Origin of the sequence: Streptomyces sp. NPDC050564, from assembly GCF_044457265.1 — a bacterium.
Taxonomy (GTDB): domain Bacteria; phylum Actinomycetota; class Actinomycetes; order Streptomycetales; family Streptomycetaceae; genus Streptomyces.
In genome coordinates this window covers 215,802-231,185 of sequence record NZ_JBITGS010000011.1, presented here as the reverse complement: position 1 = coordinate 231,185, position 15,384 = coordinate 215,802, and the positions used below count along the sequence as shown (strand labels likewise).

19 protein-coding genes are annotated in these 15,384 nt (G+C 71.0%); 13 read left to right on the top strand and 6 right to left on the bottom strand.

All coding sequences use genetic code 11. The features are described from left to right. Positions 1 to 7 precede the first annotated feature (7 nt). Positions 8 to 1,399 (top strand): M1 family metallopeptidase, encoded by a 1,392-nt coding sequence (locus ACIBK0_RS19740; protein WP_399081327.1) that lies wholly within the window; start codon positions 8 to 10, stop codon positions 1,397 to 1,399. 66 nt (positions 1,400 to 1,465) lie between these two features. Next, positions 1,466 to 2,131 (top strand): trimeric intracellular cation channel family protein, encoded by a 666-nt coding sequence (locus tag ACIBK0_RS19735; protein ID WP_399081324.1) that lies wholly within the window; start codon positions 1,466 to 1,468, stop codon positions 2,129 to 2,131. Here the strand turns inward: ACIBK0_RS19735 and ACIBK0_RS19730 are convergent. Then, positions 2,031 to 3,272 carry an alpha/beta hydrolase gene (locus tag ACIBK0_RS19730; protein WP_399081322.1) on the bottom strand — a complete coding sequence of 414 codons (1,242 nt, stop codon included), beginning with the start codon at positions 3,270 to 3,272 and terminating at the stop codon, positions 2,031 to 2,033. The genes ACIBK0_RS19735 and ACIBK0_RS19730 overlap by 101 nt on opposite strands. Before the next feature lie 154 nt (positions 3,273 to 3,426). Between ACIBK0_RS19730 and ACIBK0_RS19725 the strand changes: the two genes are divergently transcribed. Further along, entirely contained in the window at positions 3,427 to 4,287 is an 861-nt protein-coding gene (locus ACIBK0_RS19725) for a thioesterase family protein (protein WP_399081320.1), read from the top strand. A gap of 15 nt (positions 4,288 to 4,302) precedes the next feature. Here the strand turns inward: ACIBK0_RS19725 and ACIBK0_RS19720 are convergent, their stop codons facing one another. Beyond that, positions 4,303 to 4,902 (bottom strand): TIGR03086 family metal-binding protein, encoded by a 600-nt coding sequence (locus ACIBK0_RS19720; protein WP_399081318.1) that lies wholly within the window; start codon positions 4,900 to 4,902, stop codon positions 4,303 to 4,305. A gap of 103 nt (positions 4,903 to 5,005) precedes the next feature. Here ACIBK0_RS19720 and ACIBK0_RS19715 point away from each other — a divergent pair, with 103 nt between their 5' ends. Further along, a complete protein-coding gene (locus ACIBK0_RS19715; protein WP_399081316.1) occupies positions 5,006 to 5,968 on the top strand; it encodes a helix-turn-helix transcriptional regulator in 963 nt (320 codons plus the stop codon). A gap of 134 nt (positions 5,969 to 6,102) precedes the next feature. Continuing rightward, complete coding sequence (locus tag ACIBK0_RS19710) at positions 6,103 to 6,477, top strand: hypothetical protein (RefSeq protein WP_399081314.1); 375 nt, start codon at positions 6,103 to 6,105, stop codon at positions 6,475 to 6,477. A gap of 46 nt (positions 6,478 to 6,523) precedes the next feature. On the opposite strand, the gene ACIBK0_RS19705 is transcribed toward ACIBK0_RS19710, so the two are convergent. After that, a complete protein-coding gene (locus ACIBK0_RS19705; protein WP_399081311.1) occupies positions 6,524 to 7,150 on the bottom strand; it encodes a TetR family transcriptional regulator in 627 nt (208 codons plus the stop codon). 183 nt (positions 7,151 to 7,333) lie between these two features. Between ACIBK0_RS19705 and ACIBK0_RS19700 the strand changes: the two genes are divergently transcribed. From ACIBK0_RS19700 to ACIBK0_RS19690, 3 genes are all read left to right on the top strand, one after another. Continuing rightward, complete coding sequence (locus ACIBK0_RS19700; RefSeq protein ID WP_399081309.1) at positions 7,334 to 7,501, top strand: hypothetical protein; 168 nt, start codon at positions 7,334 to 7,336, stop codon at positions 7,499 to 7,501. Between the two features lie 106 nt (positions 7,502 to 7,607). After that, positions 7,608 to 7,874 carry a DUF4190 domain-containing protein gene (locus ACIBK0_RS19695; protein WP_399081307.1) on the top strand — a complete coding sequence of 89 codons (267 nt, stop codon included), beginning with the start codon at positions 7,608 to 7,610 and terminating at the stop codon, positions 7,872 to 7,874. 284 nt (positions 7,875 to 8,158) lie between these two features. Further along, positions 8,159 to 9,328 (top strand): cysteine desulfurase family protein, encoded by a 1,170-nt coding sequence (locus ACIBK0_RS19690; RefSeq protein WP_399081305.1) that lies wholly within the window; start codon positions 8,159 to 8,161, stop codon positions 9,326 to 9,328. Between the two features lie 265 nt (positions 9,329 to 9,593). Here the strand turns inward: ACIBK0_RS19690 and ACIBK0_RS19685 are convergent, their stop codons facing one another. Next, positions 9,594 to 10,256, bottom strand: a complete 663-nt coding sequence (locus ACIBK0_RS19685) for an N-acetylmuramoyl-L-alanine amidase (protein WP_399081303.1) — start codon at positions 10,254 to 10,256, stop codon at positions 9,594 to 9,596. A gap of 60 nt (positions 10,257 to 10,316) precedes the next feature. Between ACIBK0_RS19685 and mnmA the strand changes: the two genes are divergently transcribed. Then, positions 10,317 to 11,438: a tRNA 2-thiouridine(34) synthase MnmA gene (mnmA, locus tag ACIBK0_RS19680; RefSeq protein WP_399081301.1), complete on the top strand. Its 1,122-nt coding sequence runs from the start codon at positions 10,317 to 10,319 to the stop codon at positions 11,436 to 11,438. Here mnmA and ACIBK0_RS19675 read toward each other — a convergent pair. Continuing rightward, positions 11,435 to 12,268 (bottom strand): alpha/beta fold hydrolase, encoded by an 834-nt coding sequence (locus tag ACIBK0_RS19675; protein ID WP_399081299.1) that lies wholly within the window; start codon positions 12,266 to 12,268, stop codon positions 11,435 to 11,437. The genes mnmA and ACIBK0_RS19675 overlap by 4 nt on opposite strands. Before the next feature lie 51 nt (positions 12,269 to 12,319). After that, the gene (locus ACIBK0_RS19670) at positions 12,320 to 12,643 is read right to left on the bottom strand and encodes a DUF427 domain-containing protein (protein ID WP_399081297.1); all 324 of its coding nucleotides are present in this window, start codon (positions 12,641 to 12,643) and stop codon (positions 12,320 to 12,322) included. Between the two features lie 50 nt (positions 12,644 to 12,693). Here ACIBK0_RS19670 and ACIBK0_RS19665 point away from each other — a divergent pair, with 50 nt between their 5' ends. The 4 genes from ACIBK0_RS19665 (at position 12,694) to ACIBK0_RS19650 (ending at position 15,377) form a co-directional block, all read left to right on the top strand. Beyond that, positions 12,694 to 13,233, top strand: a complete 540-nt coding sequence (locus ACIBK0_RS19665) for a TIGR00730 family Rossman fold protein (RefSeq protein ID WP_399081295.1) — start codon at positions 12,694 to 12,696, stop codon at positions 13,231 to 13,233. A gap of 7 nt (positions 13,234 to 13,240) precedes the next feature. Further along, positions 13,241 to 13,939, top strand: a complete 699-nt coding sequence (locus ACIBK0_RS19660; RefSeq protein WP_399081293.1) for an SDR family oxidoreductase — start codon at positions 13,241 to 13,243, stop codon at positions 13,937 to 13,939. 236 nt (positions 13,940 to 14,175) lie between these two features. Further along, positions 14,176 to 14,373, top strand: coding sequence for a hypothetical protein (locus ACIBK0_RS19655; protein ID WP_399081291.1), 198 nt, complete (start codon positions 14,176 to 14,178; stop codon positions 14,371 to 14,373). Beyond that, positions 14,370 to 15,377 carry a methionine synthase gene (locus tag ACIBK0_RS19650; RefSeq protein ID WP_399081289.1) on the top strand — a complete coding sequence of 336 codons (1,008 nt, stop codon included), beginning with the start codon at positions 14,370 to 14,372 and terminating at the stop codon, positions 15,375 to 15,377. Before ACIBK0_RS19655 ends, ACIBK0_RS19650 begins: the two co-directional genes overlap by 4 nt. The last annotated feature ends 7 nt before the right edge of the window (positions 15,378 to 15,384 follow it).

Genomic DNA, 15,384 nt, shown 5'->3' with positions numbered 1-15,384 from the left:
GACGCTCATGGCACTCTCCCGTTCGGCACGTTTAGGAGCCCTCGCGACCGCGGCGGCCTCCTTCCTCCTCATCGCCGCCTCCTCCGCCCCGACCCCGGGCGCAGACGGCATCGGCGACCCCTACTTCCCGCAGCTCGGCAATGGCGGCTTCGACGCCCGCCACTACGACCTCGATGTGGCGTACAACCCGGACACCGACCGTCTCGACGGCCGTACGACTCTCACGGCGCGCGCCACCCAGAACCTCTCCGCCTTCGACCTGGACCTCCAGAAGCTGGACGTCACGAGGGTCGAAGTGAACGGCAGACGCGCCGACTTCACGCGGTCGGGCGACGAGATCCACATCACCCCGCGCGGCGCCCTGCCCAAGGGCGGGACCTTCACGGTGACCGTCACCTACGGCGGTGTCCCCGAAGCACTCAACGGCCCCATCGTCTTCGGCTCCGACTACGGGTGGATGAAGACCACCGACGGCGTCTTCGTCGCCTGTGAACCCAACGCCGCCTCCACCTGGTTCCCGTCCAGCGACCACCCGGCAGACAAGGCCACGTACGACATCCGCATCAAGGCCCCGAAGGGCCTGACCGGTGTCTCCAACGGCCGCCTCATATCGACGTACGACAGGGGCGGTCAGACCGTCACGCACTGGCGCGAGAGCAGGCCCATGGCCACCTATCTCGCGACCGCGACCATCGGCAAGTTCGACGTCAAGACGGGCACGACCCCCGCCGGGACGCCCATCTACGTCGCCATCGATCCGGTGCTCGCGAACAGCAACAGCGTCGACGTGTACGGCGTCACGGCCGAGGCCACCGACTACTGGTCGCAGGTCTTCGGGCCCTATCCCTTCGAGGAGACCGGCGCGATCGTCGACGACATGCCGGAGGCCGGCTTCTCGCTGGAGGTCCAGTCGAAGCCCGCGTACTCCGCCGTGCGCTCGGAGTCGACCATCGTGCACGAGCTGGCCCACCAGTGGTTCGGCGACTCCGTCTCGGTGGAGCGCTGGAAGGACATCTGGCTGAACGAGGGCTTCGCGACCTATGCCCAATGGCTGTGGTCCGAGCACAAGGGCATCCGCTCGGCGCACGACTCGTTCGTGGCCGGGTACAACGCGCGGCCCGCGGACTCCGCCTTCTGGCAGATCACGGTCGCCGACCCGCAGCGCGACACCATGTTCGCCTCCGCGGTCTACCAGCGTGGCGCGATGACGCTCCAGATGCTGCGCGAGCGCATCGGCGACACCGCCTTCTTCAAGCTGCTGCCCGCCTGGACGAAGCTGCACCGCTACGGCAACGCGAACACCGCGGACTTCATCCGGCTCGCCGAGAAGATCTCGGGCCGGCAGCTGGACGACCTGTTCCAGACCTGGATCTACACGACCGGCAAGCCCGTGGTGTAGGCCGCAAGATCTGCCGCGAGCCTTGCTTTGTAAGGTGCACGGCCGTCGGCGGGTGAGAATGTTCGGGTGCTTCAGGAACTGTTCACCCCCTCCGTCCAGCATGTGCTCGACCTCGTGGGGATCTTCGTCTTCGCGATCTCCGGCGCTCTGCTGGCCGTCCGCAAGAACTTCGACGTCTTCGGCATCGCGGTACTCGCCGAGGTCACGGCGCTGGGCGGAGGGTTGTTCCGGGACGTGATGATCGGCGCCTTGCCCCCGGCCGCGTTCACCGACCTCGGCTACTTCAGCACTCCGCTGCTCGCCGCTCTGCTCGTCTTCTTCCTCCACCCGGAGGTGGAGCGGATCCAGGTCGCCGTCAACGTCTTCGACGCGGCCGGGCTCGGCCTCTTCTGCGTCGCGGGCACCACGAAGGCGTACGAGTACGGGCTCGGTCTGCCCCAGTCGGCCGCCCTGGGTCTCGCCACCGCGGTCGGCGGCGGCGTGCTGCGCGACGTGCTCGCCAACGAGGTGCCCTCCCTGCTGCGCTGGGACCGCGACCTGTACGCGGTGCCCGCGATGGTGGGCGCCACGATGGTCGTGCTGTGCATCCGCTACGACGTGCTGTCCCCGTTCACCAGCGGGCTGGCAGTGGTCACCGCCTTCGTCCTGAGGCTGCTCGCGATGCGGTACCACTGGCGAGCGCCGCGTGCCTGGCACCGTCGTTCGACGGCGACTGAGCCGGAGACCCCGTAGCCGTCCTGGTTCCCTTCGCCCCGGTGCCGATCTGCTGGGTCAGCCAGCGGAACACCTCCGGGACCTGTGGCCGCCACAGCCCCATGTCGTGGCCGCCCGCGCTCCTCGGCAGCAGCACCACGTCCACGGTCGTCGGCGGCTTCGCGATCTGCTGGAGCGCCGCGCCCGCCTGATAGCCGTCTCCGGACTCGCCGGAGAAGTAGAGCGCGACGCGCGGCGGAGTGCGGTACGCGCGCAGCAGCAGGTAGGGGTTGTTCTGCCGGCGCAGCGCCAGGCTCTGCGCGGCGAGAGAATTCCGCTCGCCCATCGGGTCGTTGTAGCCGGACAGACTCGCCGCCGCCCGGTAGCGGTCGGGGTGGGCGACGGCGAGCTTCGTCGCACAGTGCGCCCCCGCCGAGTAGCCGGCGGTCGCCCAGCCATCGGGAGCCGCCTCGGCGCGGAAGTTGTCCGTCACCATCTTCGGCACGTCGATGCTGAGCCAGCTGTCGGCGTTCACCGTGCCCGGGATGTTCGCGCAGCCCGTGTCCACCTTGGCCAGCAGCGTGGTGCGCGGCGCGACCAGGATGAACGGGGCGACCTGGCCGGCATGCATCATCGGCAGCAGTTGCTCGTGCACCTTCAGTGAACCGAACCAGGCCTTGGCCGAGCCCGGGTAGCCCGGCAGCAGCTCTACGACGGGGAACCTTCGGTGCCGGTAGGCGGCTTCGTGGTACTGCGGCGGCAGCCAGACGTAGACCTCCGCGTTCACCCCCGACACCTGGCCCTTGAGCTGGGTGACGCGCACCCCGCCCGCCTGGCGCATGCCGGGACCGTCGGCCTGGGTGAACGTCTGCCGGACCTTCGGCAGCTGCTTGAGGGCGATCCCGCCGGTGCCGTCCGTGCCGAGGTCGGCGGCCTGCTGGACGTGGTTGCCCGTGCCGAGGAGGTCGGCCCAGTTGTCGTACAGGCTGTTGGCGTTGTTGACGAGGACGAAGACGAGGGTGACCGCGGTGCCCTGGGCGAACAGCAGCATCAGCAGCCTGGCGGCGCTGCGTACGGGCGCGGGACCGCGGACTCGGGACCAGAGGGCCAGGGGCAGGACGAGGGCGAGGGCGAACAGCGCGATCGCGAAGAAGAGGAACGGCGTCCCGGTGAGGCTCATGTCAGTTCAGAGGAGGGACGCGGGCGATTGGTCACCGTCCATAACGGACACTTACCAAGAAATTGCCTAACCCTCACCCAGGATGCCGAGGGATGTCACCTCGTCGTACCAGTAAAAGCTACCGCTTAGTAATTTCTTGTTGTACCGTTCAGGCATGCCAGAAGCAGCTTCGGTACAGGCCCTACGGGCCACGATCGGCGACAGTGAGTTCGACCGCGACACCGCGGTCACCCTGCGCGAACCCGGCGTCTACGACATCGACCTCTCCGCCGGGTGGACGATCATCAGCGCCGTCAACGGCGGCTATCTGCTGGCCGTCCTGGGCCGCGCGCTCGCGGACGCCCTGCCGCACTCCGACCCGTTCACCATCTCGGCGCACTACCTGACTGCGTCCCAGCCGGGACCGGCGGTCGTCCGCACCGACGTCGTCCGCACGGGGCGGACGCTCTCGACCGGCCAGGCGTCGCTCTTCCAGCGCGACGACGAGGGCCGCGAGGTCGAGCGGATCCGCGTCCTCGCCTCGTACGGCGATCTCGACACCCTGCCCGACGACGTCCGCACGACCGCGAAACCGCCCGCGATCCCGCCGATGGACCAGTGCTTCGGACCGCAGGACGCGCCCGCTCCGATCCCCGGCAGCTCGGCCATCACCGACCGGCTCTTCCTCAAGCTCGACCCGTCCACCCTGGGCTGGGCGCTCGGTGCGCCGTCCGGGAAGGGCGAGATGCGGGCCTGGTTCGGGCTCGCCGACGGCCGCGACGCGGACCCCCTCTCGCTGCTCCTCGCGGTCGACGCCCTGCCGCCGACCGCCTTCGAGATCGGCCTGTCCGGCTGGGTGCCGACCGTCGAGCTGACGGTGCATGTGCGTTCCAGTCCGGCACCCGGCCCGCTGCGGGTGTCGATCACCACCCGCAACCTCGCCGGCGGCTTCCTGGAGGAGGACGCCGAGGTGTGGGACAGCGCGGACCGGCTGGTCGCGCAGTCCCGCCAGCTCGCGCGGGCCAGGCTCGGCTGAGTCCCGGCTCCTGCCTTACACGGTGAGGAGCGGGCGGCGGCCGAGCCAGGCCGCCAACCGCCCGTAGGCGTCGGCCCCTTCGGGGGCCGGTACCGCCGAGTCGAAGGGCAGCTCCTCGTCGTCGCGCTGCCCGTCGGGCAGTACGCGGTGGGCGATCGCGAGCGCGAACTCGGCCAGTTCCGGGTCGAGTTCGCGCGGCCGGCCGAGGCTCTCGGACAGGTCCCAGGTGTGGGTGACGGCCTCCATGACGTACCCGGAGAGCGCGTTGCGGCCGGGCACCTCGCCCCACGGCACGCGCACCGGCGCGTCCATCCGGGCGTCGTCCGCCCAGGCCTTCAGGACCCGCTTCCTGGCGTCGTCGTACGCGGCCGGCCAGTCCCCGTCCCCGACCCCGTCCGCGAACGGGCGTACGGCGAGCCCGTCGCCGCCCTCGCCGATCACCGCGATACGGCGGGTGCCGCCGACGATGTGCGAGAGCAGGGTCCGTACGTCGAAGTCGGCGCACGGAGTCGGAGCGCTGAGCTGTTCCGGTCGTACCGTCTCGACCAGCGCGGCGATCTGCTCGGCGGTGCGGGTGTACAGGGGGCGGGGGTCGATGGTGTGCGGGGCGTTCATGGCTGACCTCTTCCGGGTGTCGGTGTGCCCCCACGTTCGCCGCATAACCTGACAGTTTCCGTCAACATTTGCCCAGCCCTTCGACGGGCGCGATTCTGGGGGCGTGAAGTCCGACCGCCTGCTCTCGATCCTGCTGCTCCTGCAGACCCGCGGCCGTGTCCCCGCGCGCGAACTCGCCGACCGCCTCGAGGTGTCGGTGCGCACCATCTACCGGGACGTCGAGGCCCTGTCCGCCTCCGGGGTCCCGGTCTACGCCGAGCGCGGGCGGCACGGCGGCATCGAACTGCTCGCCGGATTCCGTACGGACGTCACGGGGCTGACCGCCGACGAGTCCCGCGCGCTGTTCATCCTGGCCGCGCAGGGCGCCCACGCCGCGCTCGGCCTGGACGCGGCGCTCGGCTCGGCGCTGCGCAAGGTGATGGCCGCGCTCCCAGCGCCGCACCGGCCCGCCGCCGAGGTCACCAGTCGCCGCATCCTGGTCGACGCGACGCGCTGGAAAGGCGGTCCGCAACCGGCTGTCGACCTGGAGGTGCTGCAGGACGCGGTCTTCAGCGACCGCCGGCTGCGGCTGCGCTACCGGCACAGCGGGGATGCCGAGCCCAGCACGTACACCGTCGACCCGTACGGGCTCGTGTCCAAGGCCGGCGTCTGGTACCTGGTCGCCGACCGGCGCGGCAGGCCCCGGCTGTTCCGTGGCGACCGGGTGCGGACGGCCACCGTTCTGCCGGACCCCGTGAAGCGGCGTCGGGGGATCGAACTCGGTGACGTCTGGGAGGTGTTGCGGCGTCAGGTCGAGGAGCGTCCGGGCGGTCTCGATGTCACGGTTCGGGTACAGCGCTCCCGCCTCGACATGTTCCTGCGTCTCAACGCCTCCTCGCTCTCGGCGTTGCCCGAGGACGACGGCGCGGGCGAATGGGCCCTCGCCCGGCTGTCGTACGGCTTCATCGGCGAAGCCCGCACGTTGCTGGCCTTCGGGGACGCGGTGGAGGTTCTGGAGCCACCGGAGGTACGGGCGGAGCTGGCGGGGGCGGCCGCCGCCATCAGCGCGGTGTACGAGGGGGATTGAGCCCCGCGCGGCGGCGTTGATCCACAGCAAGGCACAGCTTCGACACAGCGCGGCCCTACGTGGATCTGGTGCTCTGGCCCCCGCTCATCCGGCTTTCATGAACCGGACTCGTGACCTGACTGGGAGATACCCCAATGAATCGTCGTGCGCGACTCGTCCCTGCCGTTGCCCTGCTGGCGCTCTCGCCGCTGCTCGCGGCCTGCGGCTCGGGCGACTCCTCGTCGTCCTCGAACAGCGGCACCTCCGGCCAGAACTGTCAGCGGCCGTCCGGCATGCCGAGCGGGGGCCCGTCCGGTCGTCCCAGCGGTGCGCCGTCCGGGATGCCGTCGGCAGGCGCGTCCGGGACGCCGTCGAACATGCCGACCGGGAAGGCGCCGTCCGGCAACCCCTCGGGCATGCCGAGCGGCGGTCCCGGCGGCGGCATGGGCGGCGGTCAGGGCGGCTGTGGCGGCGGCCCCGGCGGGCAGCAGGGTCAGGGGCAGCAGGGGCAGCAGGCTGCGCAGGGCTGACCCAGGTCGGCTCTCGAAGAGGTGACGCACTCGGTGAACGGGTGCGTCACCCCAGCCAGTTGTGGCGGCCGATGCTGATCAGCCGCATCTGGCGGCTCGTTACGCAGGCCACCCGCTCCCGGTCCTGATCGGACCCCTCCAGCGCCTCCAGGAACGCGGAGGCCGCCATCAGCATGTGGTCGACGTACAGACCCGCGAGCATCAGGAGATCGTCGTCGCTCCACCCCTTCGACTCGGGGTGTTCGGCCAGCGCGACCTTCACCTCCTCGGCGAACCGCGCCAGTTGCTCCCTGATCGCCTCCCGCACCGGCTGGACGCCGCCGTGCCGCTCGCGCGCGATGAAGCGCACGTGCGCCGGGTACGTCTCGACATGGCGGGCGATCAGGTCGACGGCGCGCGCGATGCGTTCGTTGCTGTTTCCGGCCGCGGACACCGTGTCCTCGATCATCGGGTGCAGACTGCCCAGCGCCTCCTCGACCAGCGCCACGCCGAGATCCGCCGTGGAGCGGAAGTGCCGGTAGAAGGCGGTCGGGGCGACTCCGACGGCGCGGGTGACCTCGCGCAGACCCAGGCTGCTCAGGCTCTGCTCTTCCAGGAGACCCAACGCCGCGTCCAGGAGCGCCTGTCGGGTCTTCTGCTTCTGGGCCTGTCGGATGCCGAGAGTGTGACTCATACCATGCAGTTAACAACTGTTCTCTGTAATTGGAAAGCCGGGCGACGCGCTAGACTCAAGAGTCAGTGAACAAGTGTTACTACAACCGTTCACTGAGCCGTCAAGTCCCCGAAACAATCGGGCCTCACCGTCGAGGCATCGATCCCGGGGTCGGGACATCGAGACTTCCACGAGAGGCATCTCATGCTGTTCCTCGTCGCCGCCCTTCTGCTGCTGGGTGTCGTCATGGGCTCCGTGGCCCACGCGCCGCTGCCCGTCACCCTCGTCGTCGCCGCTGTCATCGGCATCTGGCTCGCCGTCTTCGCGGTCCGCGAGCGCCATGCCCGTCGGCGCCACACCTCCACCAACTGACCGCCGGCGTCACACCTCCACCAACTGACCGCCGGCGTCACACCTTCACCAACCGACCGTTGGTGCCATTCGTCAACCAACCGACCGTTGGGAGCTGACCCACATCATGGAACTCACCGCTACCCCCGCCCGCCGGACCGCCGCCCGGGACGCCGACGGCATGGCCGTCGCCTCCTTCATCCTCGGCCTTCTCGGCCTCCTGGTCCTCAATGTCTTCCTGGGCCCCATCGCCATCGCCCTCGCCTCCGTCGCCCTCTGGCGCGGCACGACCCGCCGCGGCCGCGCCTTCCTCGGCCTGGGCCTCGGCATCGCCGACCTGCTCGTCCTGGTGGCCTTCATGCAGTTCGACAGCACGGTGTCCTGGAACTTTTAGAAACTTCCGGGAATTTTCAAGAGCGAGATCCGGGGGCGGCGGCCGACTGCGGCTACCGCTGTCACCGCTGTGGGCAATCGTCCGCAGGGCGATGGGGGTCCCCGCTCGAGCGAAGCCGAGGGCCTGGGGGAGGGCGGGCCCAGCCGGCAGTGCCGGGTGCCTCGCGAAGAGGTCCGGCCCCAGCGCCGGTCAGGCGGACACACCCGCAGGGTGCGAGCCGGCCGAGCTCCACCCCCGGTGGGGGCCGAGGCCGTGCAGAGCGGGCCCGTAGAATCGGGCGCACCATGGCTTACCTCGACCACGCCGCGACCACCCCCATGCTCCCCGAGGCGGTAGAGGCACTGACCGCCCAGCTGAGCATCACGGGCAACGCCTCCTCCCTGCACGCAGCCGGCCGCCGAGCCAGGCGAACCGTCGAGGAAGCCCGCGAGACCTTGGCGGACGCCCTCGGCGCACGCCCCAGCGAGGTGGTCTTCACCTCCGGCGGTACGGAGGCCGACAACCTCGCGGTGAAGGGCCTGTACTGGTCCCGCAGGGACGCCGACCCGGCCCGCACCCGCGTCCTCGCGAGCCCCGTCGAACACCACGCCGTCCTCGACGCCGTCCACTGGCTAGGCGAACACGAGGGCGCCACGGTCGAGTACCTGCCCGTCGACGCCTACGGCCGCGTCCACCCCGACGCCCTGCGCGAGGCCATCGCCCGCAACCCCGACGACGTCGCCCTCGCCACGGTGATGTGGGCCAACAACGAGATCGGCACCGTGCTGCCGGTCCGTGAACTGGCCGACGTCGCTGCCGAGTTCGGCGTCCCGCTGCACTCCGACGCCGTCCAGGCCTTCGGGCAGGTCCCCGTCGACTTCGCCGCCTCGGGTCTGGCCGCGATGACCGTGTCCGGCCACAAGGTCGGCGGCCCGTACGGCATCGGCGCGCTGCTGCTCGGCCGCGAGTACAGCCCCGTACCCGTGCTGCACGGCGGCGGCCAGGAGCGTCACGTCCGCTCCGGCACGCTCGACGTGCCCGCGATCGCGTCCTTCGCCGTCGCGGGCCGGCTCGCCGCCGAGCAGCGCGAGTGGTTCGCCCGCGAGATCGGTTCCCTGCGCGACGACCTGGTCGAGGCCGTACGCAAGGCCGTGCCCGACGCGATCCTCGGCGGCGACCCGGCAGCCGGAGGCCGCCTGCCCGCCAACGCGCACTTCACCTTCCCCGGCTGCGAGGGCGACTCCCTGCTGCTTCTCCTGGACGCACAGGGAATCGAGTGCTCCACGGGCTCGGCGTGCACGGCGGGCGTCGCTCAGCCCAGCCATGTTCTCCTCGCCACCGGCACCGACCCCGACCTCGCCCGCGGCACCCTCCGCTTCTCCCTCGGCCACACCTCCACGGAGGCCGACGTCGAGGCGGTGGCGAAGGCGATCGGCCCGGCGGTGGAACGGGCGCGCACGGCTGGGCTCAGTTAGGGCCGGTCTTTCGGAGCACGCAGACTTCGGGTTGCGGCGCCTCACCACTGCCGGTGAGCGGGGCTCGGCGCGTGCAGCTGCAAGGCGGAGGAGGGAGTCGACGCGATGGGGGTCCCCCCGCGCGAGCGAAGCCCAGCGTGGGGGAGCCGGCGAGTGACGACAACGCGGCAGATGCGCGTGCCGAGCCCCGCGGCCCAGGCGTGATCCGAAAGACAGGCCCTGGCGCGGGGGCCGGGCCTCGCGCCAGGGCCATCCGGCGCGAGGGTCAGGCCTTCGCCGTATGTGCTTCACGAACGAGCCGTATGTACCGGTCCCAGTCCCAGTACGGCCCGGGATCGGTGTGGTCCGTGCCCGGGACCTCCACGTGCCCGATGATGTGCTTCCGGTCGACGGGGATGCCGTAGCGCCTGCATATCCCGGCGGTGAGCCGCGCGGAGGCCGCGTACATCGCGTCCGTGAACGACGAGGCCCGCTCCACGAACCCCTCGTGCTCGATGCCCACACTCCGCTCGTTGTACTCCCGGTTGCCTGCGTGGAACGCCACGTCCAGCTCGCGGATCATCTGCGTGATGTGGCCGTCCTTGCGGACGATGTAGTGGGCGGCGGCGCGGTGCCCCGGGTCCTGGAAGACCTTCACCGCGCTCTTGAAGCCGCCTTGGGTGACATGGATGATCACCCGGTCTATCGCGTAGTCGTCGGGCCGGTCCGCGCGCCGCCAGTTCGCCGACGACGCCGCCACCCACTGGGCGCCACGGAAGTCCACCGCCCCCGCCACCCGCGGCTTCTCCACGCCGGGCAGCCGCCACCACAGGTGCCCGAGCTCGTCCCGCGCCAGCGCGGCCGTGCCCACGGCGGCCGCCGCACCGCCGATGAGCAGCGCCCGGCGTCCGATGCGCCGGTCGCTGTCCCCGCCCTTTTTCTCCCCCATGCGATCGTCAACGGATACTCGCGGGCTCCAGTTCCCACGGCCCCGTACTCTGGAGGGGTTATGACTGAGACCTCGCAGCGCCCCCTCCGCGTCCTCGCCGCCATGTCGGGTGGAGTGGACTCCGCCGTAGCCGCCGCCCGCGCGGCGGAAGCAGGCCACGACGTGACGGGCGTACACCTCGCGCTCTCCGCCAACCCGCAGTCGTTCCGGACCGGCGCGCGCGGCTGTTGCACCATCGAGGACTCGCGCGACGCCCGCCGCGCGGCGGACGTCATCGGCATCCCCTTCTACGTCTGGGACCTCGCCGAGCGCTTTCGCGAGGACGTGGTCGAGGACTTCATCGCCGAGTACGAGGCGGGGCGCACCCCGAACCCGTGCCTGCGCTGCAACGAGAAGATCAAGTTCGCCGCCCTGCTCGACAAGGCGCTCGCGCTCGGCTTCGACGCGGTCTGTACCGGCCACTACGCGCAGGTGATCGTCCGCGAGGACGGCACGCGCGAACTGCACCGCGCCTCCGACATGGCCAAGGACCAGTCGTACGTCCTCGGGGTCCTCGACGACCGTCAGCTGGCCCACGCGCTGTTCCCGCTCGGCGACACGGTCACCACCAAGGACGAGATCCGCGCCGAGGCCGAGCGCCGCGGCCTCGCCGTCGCCAAGAAGCCCGACTCGCACGACATCTGCTTCATCGCCGACGGCGACACCCAGGGCTTCCTGGCGGGCCGGCTCGGCAAGTCCGAGGGCGACATCGTCGACGAGTCCGGGGCGGTCATCGGCAGCCACGAGGGCGCGTACGGCTTCACGATCGGCCAGCGCAAGGGGCTGCGCATCGGCACCCCGGCCGCCGACGGCAAGCCGCGCTACGTCCTGGACATCTCGCCGGTCGACAACAAGGTGACAGTCGGCCCGGTCGCCGCGCTCGACGTCGAGGCCCTGACGGCCATCAAGCCCCGCTGGTGCGGCGCCGCCCCGACGGGACCCGGCACCTACACCGCCCAGCTCCGCGCGCACGGCGGCGAGACGACGGTGACGGCGGAGCTGGTCGACGGCTCCCTCGAGGTGACCTTCACGGAGCCGGTCCGCGGGGTCGCCCCCGGCCAGGCGATCGTCCTGTACGACGGCACGCGTGTGGTCGGCTCGGCGACGATCGCGACGACCACGCGCGCGAAGGCGGCCGTCTAGCCGGCCTCTCCGGCCTGTTCCGCCGGCTTCGTCGGCCTCCTGTGCCGGGTGGCCTCGACGAAGAACTCCGTCAGGAGCGGCGCGAGGGCCTGAGGGTCCACCATGTGGGTCTGGCCGTCCAGCGTGCGGTACGACCCCTCGGGCACCATGTCCGCGACGGCACGGGCCGCCTCACGCAGCCACTCGGGGCTCGCGCCACCGGCGACGGAGAGCACCGGCACGGTGACCGAGGTCAGCAGGTCCCGGGGCACCAGGCCGTCGCCCATCGCCGCGTTGTCGTACGCCAGCGTGGGTGCGATCGCCTCCATGTGCGGCCAGGCCGGGGACCGGCGGGCCCCCGCGATCATCTCCGGGGGAGTGCCGACGAGCGCCATGAAGAGCTCGACGGCATCCCCGCGCCGGTCCTCGCCGAGGAGCTCGGTCAGCCGCTGTGTGTACTCCCGGCGCTCCTTGCCACCGCCCTCGGAGACGGCGAACGGCGTTTCGTAGACGGCGACTTTGCTCACGGGCAGTCCGCTCGCCGCCGCCCGAAGAGCCAGTGCGCCGCCCGACGAGATGCCGTAGAGCACCGCGCTGCCGCCGGACGCCTCGATCAGGGCCGCGATGTCCTCGACCTCACGGGCCACCGCGAAGGGGGCGGTGTCGCCGCTGTCGCCGCGCCCCCGCCGGTCGTACGTGACGGCGCCGAAGCGGTCGGACAGGGCCGCCGCCAGGGGCGCCAGTGTGGCGCCCGTGCACATGGCACCGCCGACCAGGACGACCGCCGGGCCGTCACCGTGACGTTCGTACGCGATGGGGGTTCCGTCGCGCGAGATGGTCTTCTTGTCCATGACGGTGAAGACTGCCGCGCGCGCCGGAACTCATCGGTCGGGAATCGTCGCTCAGCCCACTTCTACTTCGTAGAAGCAGAGGTGGTCCTTGATCTGCGCGACATCCGGCTTGGGCTCGGGGTAGTACCAGACCAGGTCCTGCGCGTCCGGCAGCGACCAGTAGGAGGCCGTTCCCTTGAACGGGCAGTACGTGTGGGTGTCCGAGGGTGTCAGCAGGTCGAGTCGGACGTCCTCGGGCGGCAGGTAGTACCGCACGGGAAGGCCCGTCTCACGCAGCAGCAGAGGGCGGCGGCTCTCGGCGAGGACCTGCCCGTCGTGCACCACGCGGACGTGCTCCGAGCCCTGCTCGATCGTGATCGTGTGTCCATCAGCCATACCTGGACAGCACCGGCGGGACCGGAGTTCTTCCCCCGTACGGTAGGTGCATGAATATCTGCGTCTTCCTTTCCGCCGCCGACCTCGACGACCGTTACACAGGCCCCGCCCGCGACTTCGCCGAACTCCTCGGCAAGGGGGGCCACACGCTGGTGTGGGGCGGTTCGGACATCGGTCTGATGAAGGTGGTCGCCGACGGTGTGCAGGAGGCGGGCGGGCGGCTGCTGGGCGTCTCGGTGGACTTCCTGGCGGCCAAGGCCCGCAAGGGCGCCGACGAGATGGTCATCGCGCGTGACCTCGCCGAGCGCAAGGCGCTGCTCCTGGAGAAGGCCGATGCCGTCGTGATCATGGTGGGCGGCACCGGGACGCTGGACGAGGCGACCGAGATCCTGGAGCTGAAGAAGCACGGGAAGACGGAGAAGCCGGTCGTCCTGCTCAACACGGCGGGCTTCTACGACGGCCTGAAGGCGCAGTTCCGGCGCATGGAGGACGAGGGTTTTCTGCCCAGGCCCCTCACCGACCTGGTCTTCTTCGCCGAGGAGCCGGTGGGCGCGCTGGCCTACCTGGAGGAGAGTCACGGCACCCAGTGATGCGAGCATGGCGGGCATGGCTACACATGTGATCACCGGGGCGGGTTCCGGCATCGGCGCGGCTCTCGCCCGCCGCCTTCACGCGCGCGGGGACGAACTCGTGCTGCACGCGCGCGACGCCGGCCGCGCGAAGGAGCTGGCGGCCGAGTTCCCCGGGGCGAAGACCCTGGTGGGCGACCTGGCGGACCCGGACAGGCTCTCCTGGGCGTTCTCGCACCAGACCCTCCCCGACCGCGTCGACTCCCTTCTGCACATCGCGGGCGTCGTCGACCTGGGCCCGGTCGGCGAGCTGACCCCGAAGGCCTGGCGCCACCAGCTCAACGTCAATCTGATCGCCCCCGCCGAGCTGACCCGCCACTTCCTGCCCCAACTCCGCGTCGCCCAGGGGCACGTGATCTTCGTCAACTCCGGTGCCGGCCTCAGCGCCCACGCCGACTGGTCCGCGTACGCCGCCTCCAAGCACGGCCTGAAGGCCCTGGCGGACTCCCTCCGCCACGAGGAACACGCGAACGGCGTCCGCGTCACCTCCGTCTACCCGGGCCGCACGGCAAGCCCCATGCAGGCCAAGGTCCACCAGCAGGAGGGCAAGCCGTACGACGCCTCGAAGTGGATCGACCCGGAGTCCGTGGCGACCACGATCCTGATGGCCATCGACCTGCCGCGCGACGCGGAGGTCAACGACCTGACGGTGCGACCGGGGCGGTGACGCCGTGGTGGATGGACGAAGGCACGGGCGGTGACGAGATCCGCGCGTGGCTGGAGGAGGTCTGGGGGCGCACCGAGGCCGCGTTGATCCTGTAGCACGGGGACGACGGCGGCCCGCTCGCCGAGCGCCCGGTCCTGGGTGAGGTCTTCGACCGGGACGGTCTCGCGGAACTACGGGCCCTCACCACGACCGGCGACTTCCTGAACGACATCTGCCGCTGCCACGGCAGCCTGACCGTGGCCCTGCTCGACGCCGACGGGGAGTTCATCGCGAGCGGGAGCTACCACGGCCGCACCGACATCGCCTGGGAGCGCGGCCGCTTCGGCAATAACCTCGAGGTCGCCGATCCCGAGCGACTGCTCGTCTTCCTGGAACGTCACGCGGGGCGGTCGTTGGGACCGCCCCCCGGAGGGTTACGTACGCTTCCGGGGTGAGCGAAAACAGCGAGTTCAGGTTCGGTCCGGCTACCGGGGTCGGCTCCATGCCGGGTGGGGATGCCCGGGAGGCCGCCAAGACGGTCACGGGGTCCTTCGAGGACTTCCCGTATCTGCCCGAGCTGCCCGCCCGCGGGCCCGGCGCGGACATGATCGGGCGGACCGCCGGGATGCTGGTCGAGCTGTACGCGCGCGTGGAGCCCAGCGGCTGGCGGATCGGGGACCGGCCCGGGCGGGACACCAAGCGGGCCAGGTCGTGGCTGGGGGAGGACCTGGACGCGCTGGAGGAGTTCACGCAGGGGTACGAGGGACCGCTGAAGGTGCAGGCCGTCGGTCCGTGGACGCTCGCCGCCGCGCTGGAGTTGAGGAACGGCGAGGTGGCCCTCTCCGACGCCGGTGCGTGCCGGGACCTCGCCGGGTCGCTCGCCGAGGGACTGCGCCTGCATCTCGACGAAGTGCGCCGGCGCGTGCCCGGCGCCCAGGTCGTCCTCCAGCTCGACGAGCCGTCCCTCATCGCCGTACTGCGCGGGCAGGTCAAATCCGCCAGCGGCTACCGCACGCACCGCGCCGTCGACCGGCAACTCGTCGAGTCCACGCTCCGCGACGTCGTCGGGGTTCACGGTGAAGGCCCGGTCGTGGTCCACTCATGCGCACCGGACGTGCCGTTCGCCCTCCTGCGCCGGGCGGGCGCGGCGGCGATCTCCTTCGACTTCTCACTCCTCACCGAGCGTGACGACGACGCGATCGGTGAGGCCGTGGAAGGCGGTACGCGGCTCTTCGCCGGTGTCGTCCCCGGCGTGGACGGCCCGTTGTCAGACCCTGCCGGTAGCGTCATGGGTGTCAGGACGCTGTGGCGCAGGCTGGGGCTGCACCCGGGACTTCTCGCGGAGGCGGTCACGGTCACTCCGTCGTGCGGGCTCGCGGGGGCTTCCCCCGACTTCGCACGCAAGGCACTCGCCCACTGCGTCCGGGCGGCGAGATCCCTCGCGGACAACCCAGAGTAACGGGAGG